The sequence below is a fragment of the Tuberibacillus calidus DSM 17572 genome (assembly GCF_000430685.1).
GTDB lineage: Bacteria > Bacillota > Bacilli > Bacillales > Sporolactobacillaceae > Tuberibacillus > Tuberibacillus calidus.
Genome location: NZ_AUMM01000069.1, coordinates 1 through 12,297, shown reverse-complemented (window position 1 = coordinate 12,297; position 12,297 = coordinate 1). Strand labels below are relative to the sequence as shown.

The window sequence follows — 12,297 nt, the reverse complement described above, 5'->3', positions numbered from 1 at the left end:
TAAAGTCATAGTCTTTCAGAATAATAGAGAGCAGTTGTAACGCCTTTTTCTTTTCTTCCACTGTGCAAGCTTCCAGGTATTCTTGCCAGTTTTCCGGAAGTTGCTCATAAAACGTGCTGTATTTCAAGGCCGTTGGCCTTTTAGCCATTAAAGACAAATACGGCTGCCACTTCATTGATTTCGTCTTTTCCCCATATAGTCTTTCATGTTGAACAATGATTTCACCGTTGTCGGCTAAAATGTCAACCTGATTATAAGTGATCCCAACCAATACCTCTTGATTGGCATATCGAGGCGATGTCGAATACTTCTTGGCATCGATTTGTACATAGCCATATTTATCGGCTTTTAAAGTTTCATATCGGATACCAGCATATTCCTTTGCCGGAAGGCACAGTAGGGCTTGTTTATCCTCTTCATGTAATCTGGCAATCTCAATCTTTTTCTCGTCATGCAGGCGTTGGTGATCGGCTTCACATTCCTTCCATAGCTGTTGATTAAAATCATCCGGATTATAAATGGTGCGTTCCGGCAGGAACAAGTTATTCCTAAAATATTTTACTTTCGATTCGACATGGCCCTTTTCGTTTCCTGAAGCCGGGTTACAAAATTCATAGGTAAATCCATAATGAAGGGCAAATGGTTGAAATCCCTCAGTTAAAACGCGTTCCCCATGCGGAAGGATTTTCTTTACAGCCGGTGCTAAATGATCAAAACGTATTCGGCGAGGGACACCTCCAATGTGATGAAAGAAACGCTTTAATCCTTCCAGAAAACAATCCTGGTTTTGTGATTCAAAGACTTGTACATAAGCGGCCTATATGGGAACGACATGACCAAATACGGAAGATCCATAACCTTGCCCATATATTTAAATGGAGCTTCCCCAAAATCGACTTGAGCGTCTCCTGGCTTCGAGTCGAGTGGAAGGGCAGCCTCTTCACTATCATCCAGCAGTTCCTTCCTACGCTTAGAGACATAAGCCCGAACGGTACGATCAGAGCCTTTGAAATTTTCTTTTTCGACTAACAGCTGCCAAATACGTTTGGCCGTTCGACGGTATTTCTTTTTCTTCTTCATGTCCTCCTTAAGCCATTGATCCACGATATCTTTGACGGGATCCATGACTGGAGCCGGTTGTGATTTTTTTATTTTTTCTTTTGGTTGAAATTCCTCCATGTCGGCGTATTTTTTTACCGTTCGGTAATCTTTATTTGTTCTTCTTGCGACATCAGCATAACTGCACCCTTTTATATTCACTTCTTGTCTGATATACTGTATATCGGTCACTTGTAACATCTCCTCATACTACCTCCTGTCTAACTAATCCAACAGGAAGTGTCATTAAATGATGGGATGTCTGCAAGTGGCTTTTTTTTGTCATCCACCAGGGAAGACCTACATAAAAGGAATGCCATAACCTACATTTTTATGATGCCATAAACAGTCTTAAAATCGGGGATAAACGAGTTTATTCAGGTAATAAAAACCTTTAAAAACTGGGAAGTCGAAATTTTAAACAGCTTTGCCTTTGGCTATAACAACGGATTCCTTGAAGGACTCAACAATCAAACAAAGGTGATTAAACGAAATGCCTTTGGATTTAAACGTTATGATCGTTTACGGTTACGTGTTTTATTACACCATCACCATCTGTTTAAATTAAACAATATTCCAGTTGTTTATGGAGTAGGAGGTTTAGCTCCTACCCCAACATTTGACGTAGAACCAATAATTTGAATTTTACCCCTCAAACTGTCGAACACGGGGATGTAGTGAACAACCAAAAAATAAGCGAGAGATAATAACCTCTCGCCATATTTATTTCAAACATTTAAGATACGTCGAAACAACTTTTTCTGTACTTGTAGATCAATTCATATCACATCGATCCGTATAAACAGCATCGATGGTTTTGAAACGGCATTTACTAGCTTAGACACCTGTTGTCCTAGTGTTAGTTGCACAATAGAGTTCAACTTACACCATGGGAAAAATTTAATATTCTAATAGCTTTTTACGGTGACGTTAGTATATGTTTAACTGCTTTAGCAATTACCCTTGACATAATAGGAGGAACAGCATTCCCTACTTGTAAAAATTGTGCTGTTCTAGGTCCCTCAAATTTGTAATTATCGGGAAAACTTTGAATTCTTGCAACTTCACGTACAGTCAACGATCGTGCTTGCTTAATATCCGGATGAATATTATAATGTCCATCTTTAGCAATATGAGCTACAATAGTATGAGGGATCTCATTCCAATTATGCACTTTAAATCGGTCTAAAAACGATTCCTCATTTTGATGGGTTTTTAAATCATTAGGTAATTCGTTATATTTTAATTGAATACCTTGATTAGAGTATTCTATAGCTATCCTATAAATCATTCGATCATGATCTCGAACAGCTCGTGCTTTATGATTCATAATCCCCATACTATTTTCTCGCATTTTTTTCTGATACTCAGAAAGTTCACTATTGTTTTGGAATGGATACTCTATTAACTTTAAATCTTCTCCCTCTCCAGGAGATAGCGAAGGTAAATCACCAATAATATTCCTTGTATTTTTTTCTTCATTCCAGTATTCTGTGAAGCGAGAAAAATCGGGGTAGGTATAATTGAGTTCTTTTTTGAAGCCAAATAATACTACCCTTTTTCTTCTTTGAAAAACTCCATAGTCAGAAAAATCAATAATATTGTTCTTATGTTCATGATCATTACCAGATAGTATTGTATACCCGATGTTATCAAATTCTTCTTGAATAACCGAAAATATCAGTCTATCTTTAGCTGTTAAAATACCAGGGACATTCTCAAACACAAAAGCCTTAGGTTCGAATTCCTTTACAATATTTAAATAATAATAAAACAAGTAATTTCTCGAATCTCTATTAGCAGCTTCTTTTAGACGACTTCTTCCAATAACTGAATATACTTGACATGGTGGTCCCCCAATAATTAAATCGACACTTGTTGCATTATTATACTTTAAAGATGCGTATATCTCTTTAATGATATCAGATGAAGAAGTCGCTTCACGATCATTTGCAGGATTTCCAAATTTTCGATTTAAAATTTCATAATCAATTTTTTCTTTTAGTTCAGGGTATTTCTTAAAAATTATCATTCGATCTTGATCTAAAGTCTTGTAATTAAAAGATTTTCTTAAAAATTCAAAATAAAGTTCTAAATCATTGTTTTTGTTTAAAAAATGATATATCAGTCGGGTTTTTAAAGTTTCGCATGCCCATTTTTCTTTCTCAATTTGGGCCACAATTTTATAGCCTTCCTCATGAAATCCTTCACTTAACCCACCTGCCCCTGTAAAAAGATCAATTACTATCATATTGATCTCCTTTTAACTAGTTTATAGTTTCAAAAAACCTCGATTCTTCAGTTCTTCAAAGATTTTTATTATATTTTCAACCTGTTTTCCTTCAATTAAAGCTCCAATTTCGATATTATTAATCATGCCATTATAAGATAAGTTAGCTGACGTTATGAAAGCCACTCTGTAATCTACTACGATTGTTTTTGCATGCAAAGCAGAATGACGACTTGGATTATTATATTTATAAACCTTTAAGTTTTCAATATTTAAATGGTCTAACAAATGCTTTAAGTTTTCGTTGTGATTGTTCTCTATAAATATTTCAATTGTTACTCCTTGTGCACCCTTATACCTTAATAAATCAGCTAAATGATGAAAATAGGAGGATATAGCGTATCCCGTCATAAAAATATAATGCGATGCTTCAAACAAAAGTTGCTTAATAACACCGATAGTTTCACGTACTGGCAGATTCATGTTTGACATTCCAGATGATACAATCTCTACTCTGTGTAAATTTTCTTTACTTCTATCACTAACCAACTTTAAAAGCAACAGCAGTTTCCTTATCTCATCAATGCTCAAATTTGGAAACAATTCATGAAATATGCGCTTATATCGCAGAATATTAGAATCTAATTCACAATCTTTAGAGCTGCTGATATTAGGCAAAATATCTTCTTGTAACTTTTGGTATAACACATTCAATTTAAATAATAATTTTTCATGGAACATTTCATATCAACCCATCAAAGTAAGGGATAATCACACTATCTTGAAGTGGTACAACTAAAGATCTGTCTAATAAACGATTACCGACTTCACAAGAAGTTTCTGAAATCATCGAACATGCGAAGCATGCTGAACCATTTAAGTCATTTTCTTCATCTACCTCTAAAGTGGAACAAACGGGGTCATTTGTGCAAAACATTGCTTCTTCTAACGCTTCATCTAAGATTTCTCTAAACTTATCAATACTTCCCATTTCAACTAACCCACCTAAAGTTCCTTCTTGGTCTGCACTCCCCGTGTATAGTAAAATTCCAGCCATTGTTTCACTACAATATATTCTCTCTTTAATCGCTACAGATGAATAACCAGATTTTAAAGATAACTGCTTTATGAGAAGATGAGATAGTGTATGCATCATCACATATAATGCGTTACGATCTTCTAACTTTGTCCATCCCTTCTTTTTTAGCCATCTATCATATAGTACACTAAATTTTTTTGACTTATCTTCTACAGACTGCAACCAACTATTAACTGTTTCACGATTAAATTCGATAAATATTCCTTCTCCGAACGTTTCAACTGCAGGCAACCATTTTTCTTCAGTTCCAGATTCTAACCATACAATTTCCTTTGGATTTTCTACTTCTGGTTCAGGGCTTTCATTACGCATAAAGCCAAGCAAAACCATAATTTCTTTTAACCGATGCACTTTAATGATCTTACTAAAATAACGTTGTAACTCTATCGGAACAGGCTGTGCTTCCGCCTCAAATTCTGGATTCTCTTTTGGAATTTTAATTTTATCTTTAAAATCCGTAAACTTTTCGTATTCAAATTCTTTGATCTGCTTATAATTCAGTTTTTCTCCACTCTTATTTCCCTTGAACCTTATCCATTCATTGTAAAAATGATTAAAATCCTTAAAAACTTTTCCCTCAAAATTTACCTCATAATAATCTTTTAATCCATTTTCGCCTCTTTTCTGTTCCCATTGAATCAATGCATTCTGATGTTTAATAAGTAACTCTTTAATGTGAGAATCACCAGAAAATGATATCGCACTTCTAATCGCTGCAAAATAAACATTAGATGCTCCACGTTGAAGCGGTATAACATCTTTACCACACTCGCCATTAAATTCAAGTTTATGTGGATGTGCCCCTTTACATTTATACCCTTTAAATGATTTAGGATCTAAAGCACCTCGTAGAGATTTCCCGCTCTCCATACACTCGCATTTTACGCTTAACGATTCTAATCCTGATGAATCTCCACCACTTGATAAGGTTAATCTTCCATTACATTCTTTATGTTCTTTTCCATGCGCCCACCATTTCCACGGAAAATCTTCCAAATGATTATCCTCGCATGAAATGACAAATCTTGCAGGATGTGCTCTCCAGTTGCAGGAAGGACATCGAGGTCCTTTCTCTAAATACTCCCTAATATTGAAATTGTCTCTTATATCAAAAAGTCGTCTACATTTAGTGTTGCTACACTCATGGTAAAAAGGAAATGGGATTACAGGTAGATCGGCCTTTTCACCTGTTGCAGGTACTTTCTTAAAATAATGTTTACCTAAAAAGTCCGCAAGATTTTTATCATAAATAATATCTTTTGCTTTATCCCAATATCGAATATCTAAAATCATCAAAGAATCATTCACTGAGTCTATAATGGCACCAGGGCCAAAAGTGGTAATTAATTGCCCTGGTCGGATTTCGCCAACTTTATTTTTCATTTTAAACACCATTCCCTCTCATAAAGCTTTAAACCGCTTGTTGTTTCAATTTCTCTCATGGAATCTAGTGTTGGTTTTTCAGTCTTTCTTAATTCTTTTTCCCAATACCTTCTAAGCAAACGATTTTTATTTCTAGCATTTCTCATCACTTGTTTATTTGAAGCGAAAAAATAGTATTCAAGATCTGTTTGAAGCTCACTATCTTTAATCCAGCTATCCAAAAACTGATTTAATTCGCTCAAAGTATCATCTACATTTTTTTTCTCTACAATTAAAGTTCTTTCCTCGATTATCTTTCTTATATTTGAAAGATCCATGTATTTTATGTTTTTTGCACTCTTATTTGTTGCTAGTTCTGGATTGTTTAACCGAAGTAAGGCAACTGTTATCGCATGTAAAAACCGGTCTCTTGCTCGTGACGCATAAGGAGTAGCGGTAGTTCCTTCAACATGATAATATAGACGACTATGATATCCTTTAAAGTTTTGGTAATGAGACATATCTCGCGGGCGATATGGATTATTAACCGTGATCACTAGTCCAGGAAATTTTCTTCCTACCCGGCTAGATGCTTGAATATATTCCGATGTTTGCTTTGTTTGACCTGTTACTACCATTAAGCCGAGTCGATCAACGTCCATACCAACTGAAATCATATTGGTTGCAAGGACAACGTCAAGCTCTTCGTTTCCCATTTCTCTTTCTAATTCTCCCAAAACTTCAGGAATTTTATATGAAGGAATACGTGATGTTAATTCTCTATATTTTTTTACATAACGTTGAGACGGAAATTTATATTTATTTGTAATAATTTGTAATCTTTTCTTTATATCGTCGTCCAATAACCGAACAGCGCCACCAAGTTCTCGTATACTATTGAAATAACCAATCAATGTACGATAAGGATCAAGAAATCTTGAGTATTCAGGGTTATCTTTTAAGTTTTCTGTAAATTGAAGAAGAACAGCATACACACGTACTAAAACTGTCTTCATGGAATGACCAGAAACACATATCCCACTATACAATCTAAATGGTTCTTCTTCTATAGGAATTTCTTTTGCAAAAAAAGAATCTTCTGCTTCTAAACCTGACGGTGGAAATTGTTTCATTTCTTTTCTAGCGTATAGACGTTTAATTTGTTCAGCAGCATTTTGAATGGTTGCAGTAGCGACAACATACTTTGGTTTTATTTTCTCGCCATTTTCTAAAGAGTAACTACATAACTCCTCAATTGCCGTTTCATAGCCACCATATATCGAACCTAATGGTCCTGTAATTAAGTGAAGCTCGTCTTGAATAATTAATTCTGGTGGATGGAAAGGTTTTACTGGATACACATCAGCCTTTGGTTTTCGGTGTAAACCAGGATGTTCTTCCCCTTTTACTATATAACCGCAACGCTCGCAATAACGGTCTACTTTGCCAAATAAAGCAGCTGTCCTTTCATCCCAAGGTAATCTAGCAAATTTATCAACTGTTGAAATCACTACAGTTGGTAGTCTTCTATAAATTTCCTCATCAATTAGATAAACAGGAATGTGAGTCTGTGAGAAATGGCATCGATCATTACTACAAAAAATTCTAAATCCTTCTTTTTTAGTGTTTATGTCTTCATTAGGTAACATTTTATACACTAAATCATTTGAACCACAACATGGACAACTAATAATTTGTCTCTCTAGCTTTTTATAGTCTGATTTAACATTTTCCTCACTTTTATAGTTAGAAACTGTTAGTTCTTTTAACTCGTTAACTGTTACTTGTCCTCCAACCCAAAATCCTACTGAATATTCACTTTTACCAAATCGTTTCTTTGGATCGGTTTGACGAATATATTCACAAGCGCAAATCATTCGAAGTAAGCGGTCTCGCTGTTGAGTCGTTAATAAGCGAAGAGTATATCTAATAAAGATAGTAACTCCACCATCTTTTTCAAAATGTTGTTCCATTGTCGCACTTAGCCGTCTATATCCTAAAAGAAACGCTGCTAATCCTAAATATGCTTCTGTTTTTCCTCCACCTGTAGGAAACCATAATAAATCAACAATTTTCCGATCGTTTGATTGAGGGTTCACAATTCCCTCTAAATTAAGGAGAATAAAGGCTATTTGGAAAGGTCTCCAATTAAAATGCTCTTTTCGGATTTCTTCTTCTAGACTTGTTTTATTTTTTGAAAAAGGCTTCATCGCGCTTTGAACATGCATTACTTTGTTCATGAAAACAAATGCATCAAAAACCTTTTGATCATTTAAAAGTTGGATTCCATTGCGAATTCTACGTAATGCAAACATGCAATCGCCTATCTTCTGTTTAGCTTGATCTTGCTCTGCGATTTCATGCGACGATAAACTATTTATCCATTCTTCATAACGATCTGCTAGATTGTTTAATCGAGCAATTACTTCTTGTCGATTTTTTTCCTCAGAAAAATATTTAATGGAAAGGAAGTTTTCTGGAATATCTCCATATTTCGGGCTATACGGTAATTCCGTTTTAATTTTATTTACCTCATGTGTAGGAATAAATTCCGTCTTCAATCTATATGCCCGCTTCTCATTTTCTGCTTCCCAACTCGCAGCACATCCAAAGCCTTTAGCGAAAGTCGGTTTATTCCTGTAAATGAACTCTTCAAATGGTTGTTTTGATAAATGAGGGCGTGCGATATTCTCTGCAATAAAAATTGCTTTACCTTCGCTGTTAAATATTTCAAGTTCTACTTGGAAAAACGCATCTCCTTTATTTGTACTTGTGTTTCTCAAAAAAACACTGAAAAGAAGGTTGTTTGTGTTCTTAATATTTCTACAAATAATAACGAGGTTAAGATGTTCCGCAACTAGAAATTCTTTTTTTCCGTTTTCTAACATAGAATAATTAAAGTGGATTTCTTTCACTTTTGTATCCCGAACGTATAATACTTTCTTCTGCCCGTCTTGATTAATATCTTCTTTTTTCTTATACTTACCCCAGCGTATTAACACGTTAAAGTCTGCCTCTTCTCGTTTAGTATAAAATCTAATTCCCATGGTAGATTGTTTTTTTAGCTTCTTAGAACGGCCTTGAATATTTCTTTCAACCACTTCATCTGCGATAGAGTTATCATTTTTATTGATTTCTTCCTCGTTTACTGCCGAATCCGAAAGCTCCTCCCAGTCTTCTTCTACCTCTTCTTTATCCAAAGGGTGTAGAACACCTGTTAAATAAGCCTGTGTTGGAGGTTCGTTCAAGATATCTTGTTCGTTATGGTCTGGGCCTATTAAATCTCTTTTTAAGGCTTTTACTATCATTTCACGTAATTCCCTATATTTACTAGATTCCATTCCTATCCTCCTAATCTTCAAATAAAATCCCTAATTCGCTTGGTTTTATATAGTAGACTTTTTCTTGAATATTTTTAATCCTCTTCACTTTAACAGCTTCATCTAACTGATCAATGGATAAATTATAGACTTCTAATTCCGATAAAATTTTTTCACGACCCGCTTTACTAGCAAAAATGTATTTGTTTAAGATGCGTGCCGCATTTCTTCGTTCATTTCTGACATGTTGCATAGCACTGTAATATAACTGTGCATTATTAATAAATTCATCAATTGACAACACCTGTCCTAGACAAATGATATCCTCAAAATCTCTAGGTCCGTAGCTATACCCACTTCTCCAGTTCTTTAATATAGTTTTTGTTATTTTATCCCATCGGTTATTTTTCATTCTCTTATACAGTTGTTCATCAGTAAGACGGCTATTATAAAATTTCTCTTCATATAATTGACGCCATTTTTGTATCAGATGATAACATTTTATGCTTTTTTCGCTTTGGTCCATGTAGTCGATAAACACTTCAAATAACTCTCGCCTAACATCATTATCAATAAATAACAGTTCATCTCCGTTCTTTAAATCCGAATATTTCTTCATTTCATATTTTTTTGCCCGACGGTTCAATACCTTTGCCCTAAACTCCCCATTTATAAACATATAGCTTTCATCGGTAAATTCTATTAATCTTGCCTTTACCGCATTTTTTCCTTTGTACATTCGCTTTTTACGAATAGAAGTAGATTTTCCATTTTCCTGATTAATCTCACTAATAATATCGACAAAATCTCTGCTTGTATCATCTCTTGGTATAAAATGTTTAATTCGATTATAAAAATAACGATACATTGAAGTTAGTGGTTTAGTACGAGAGTCAATTAACTCTATACTATGATTGTCAGTATTCTCTAATTTTTTTAGCTTATTTTCTAACGATAACATTTCGATCTTATATAAATAAAGCATCGCTTTTTTATAATTACATAACTCTAATATTCGTAAGTCCTCTAAATTGATAGCGGAATACATGATTAAACAATCACAATCTACTTCCTCTATCTCTTCTAATATTCCGTTTTTATTGTAAAAATATACCCCTTTCGATTTTAAATCATCTATCGAACATTGTAGTGTTAATGATAATTGCTCTTTGAGTGCTAAAGAAAATATTTTATTAGAAACAACTATCCCGACCCTCTTACCTTGATTAATCTCACTAATAAGTAAATTTGCCATTTCCACAAACTTAGGAGATGTTTTATCTAACCCTTTTTTATAAAAAATATCTTCAATTAAGATTAAAATTTTCTCAAAGTCCTCATCTTCATAACGATTATCACTTTCTCTTAACTCGTTCAACAATTCATTAATCGAATCATAACCTATTTCTAACTCTGCAATAAGATCGTATTCTGTTGCACTTATTGGCATTCTTATTGCAATATATAAAAGAGAAGTAATGATTTTTAAGTCATACGCATCAAATTTTTTCTTCGATAATTGATTAAGCAGACCTAATCCCTTAGCTATCTCATTTTCAAATTCTGATTTTACGTATATAATATGAACATTGCTTACATCTCTTGCTTTTACCAAATCCTGAATTGAATATTCTTTGTTATTCATAGCTATTTTTTCTTCTATAGTTCCTTTTGGTAAGTAAGATAATAACTTTGTGTCAAAATTCCAAAGTTGCACTTTATTTAACAAATAAATAAGGCGATCATCGATAGGGGTATCGAAATAATATAAAACCCCATTTGGAACGAAGTTAAGAAATTTCCTTGTGTATGTATAATCAATAAAAATATAGTCTGCTTTGAACTCCATATTGTTAAATATATTGATATTGTCGGTAATATAAAAAACAGGACGTTGCTTATTATCTTTTCTTCCTATTTTATTTCTTATTCCTCTGTTCAGCTGTCTAAAATTAAAATATCCTATGGCAATAGGCAAAATAAAATCAAGCGGTATAATCTCGGGAATTTTTCCGTTATAGTAATCATTGAGAATATGATTCCAGTTGCATTGAGCATAGTAGCTGTCATTTAAATCGCAAAAAACACCCCTATCCCGAAAGAATTTATGTTTTTCAAAAAATTTATATTTTAAATGTGAGTATATAAAACCAGTATTCTCTAGATAGTTTAAAAATTTTTTTTTATTAGTTATCACAAGAACAGAAATTCTTTTGGTAAAATCCTCCCTATACTTATAATTTTCTATAGAGTCTTTCAAAACAGTATGTAGTACTAAAAACGGAAAAAAGTGTTGATTAGGATAGCAAACTGAAACATTAAGCTTATTTAAAATGATACCCTCCAATGCTGATAAAATCTTTTTTTCAAACATACTAATTTTTATATCACTTCCATTAAAAACCAACAATTCTTCCATCATATTCTTTATAGTTGGTGTCTGTAGAATAGAAATTCCCTCCCGCTTTCAACTTTACTTTTTTGAGAAAATATCCCCTGTCCATTAATACAATATTACTACGATTTCAGTCCTATTATAGTCAATATCGACAAAAAATATTGTCGAATTATGTCGTATCAAAACTAAAATCATTTACATTTGTAACTGCTAAACTAATTTTGGAAACATTTCCTTTGTCATGGCAAAATTTAAATAAGCCCCGATTGTTTTTGATAACCCATAATGACCGAAAGTTGATGGTATTGCCTGTCCCGAATTAAACGATTATAATGTCCATATATGGTTCAAAACACTCTGACATTTATAATTAGGTAGAAAGGAAAAGACGCCTCCCATAATGTATATCCGCGCCATCAGATATACAGGAGACGTCCCCCAAAGAAACTATGATTATTATAACAGATTTTCACCTCAATGGGTGTGCCTGATGATTGCTTTAGATAGGCGATATTATCCCGTGTCAAATGTACAGCTTGTTTTTTATATCTTTTATGCAACGATCGTTGTATACGGTCTGAAGCTTGTTGTTCCTGAGCTGTTTCCCAAAGTCCAACCAGCGTCTTTACGGTTAGTTGATCTTTAAGGGCGATGATCATTTTGGTCATTGCTTGGACACCTGCTTGGCTCCAACTGCGGCCTTGTTTTAGGCGGTCGGCAAATTGGCTCATGACTCCTTCGGAGGCCCCCATGGTATACATTTGACTGGTATCGATTCCTTTCTCCTTCA

Annotated in this window: 8 protein-coding genes and 1 pseudogene; 1 reads left to right on the top strand and 8 read right to left on the bottom strand. The window is 34.0% G+C overall.

The window, feature by feature from the left end; translation table 11 throughout:
• The coding region (locus tag H532_RS20730; protein WP_425426291.1) for a Mu transposase domain-containing protein at positions 1–541 on the bottom strand (541 nt) is incomplete at its 3' end.
• Positions 542–759: 218 nt separating this feature from the next.
• On the bottom strand, positions 760–1,299 hold the full coding sequence (locus H532_RS20725) for a transposase (protein WP_051263343.1): 540 nt from the start codon (positions 1,297–1,299) through the stop codon (positions 760–762).
• Between the two features lie 147 nt (positions 1,300–1,446).
• On the opposite strand from H532_RS20725, the pseudogene H532_RS19995 reads away from it, so the two are divergent.
• Positions 1,447–1,653, top strand: a pseudogene (locus tag H532_RS19995) (transposase); the annotation flags it as partial.
• A gap of 364 nt (positions 1,654–2,017) precedes the next feature.
• Here the strand turns inward: H532_RS19995 and H532_RS0113365 are convergent.
• The 6 genes from H532_RS0113365 to H532_RS18940 all read right to left on the bottom strand — a co-directional run.
• A complete protein-coding gene (locus H532_RS0113365; protein WP_027725895.1) occupies positions 2,018–3,349 on the bottom strand; it encodes a DNA cytosine methyltransferase in 1,332 nt (443 codons plus the stop codon).
• A gap of 21 nt (positions 3,350–3,370) precedes the next feature.
• Entirely contained in the window at positions 3,371–4,069 is a 699-nt protein-coding gene (locus H532_RS0113360) for a phospholipase D-like domain-containing protein (RefSeq protein WP_027725894.1), read from the bottom strand.
• Position 4,070: 1 nt separating this feature from the next.
• Positions 4,071–5,810, bottom strand: coding sequence for a DrmB family protein (gene drmB / locus H532_RS0113355; protein ID WP_027725893.1), 1,740 nt, complete (start codon positions 5,808–5,810; stop codon positions 4,071–4,073).
• Positions 5,807–9,130 carry a DISARM system helicase DrmA gene (gene drmA, locus H532_RS0113350; protein WP_027725892.1) on the bottom strand — a complete coding sequence of 1,108 codons (3,324 nt, stop codon included), beginning with the start codon at positions 9,128–9,130 and terminating at the stop codon, positions 5,807–5,809. Before drmA ends, drmB begins: the two co-directional genes overlap by 4 nt.
• Positions 9,131–9,140: 10 nt before the next feature.
• Complete coding sequence (drmE, locus tag H532_RS0113345; protein ID WP_245566477.1) at positions 9,141–11,528, bottom strand: DISARM system-associated protein DrmE; 2,388 nt, start codon at positions 11,526–11,528, stop codon at positions 9,141–9,143.
• Between the two features lie 395 nt (positions 11,529–11,923).
• Positions 11,924–12,297 (bottom strand): UPF0236 family transposase-like protein (locus H532_RS18940; RefSeq protein ID WP_038112517.1); only part of this gene is annotated, 374 nt, incomplete at its 5' end.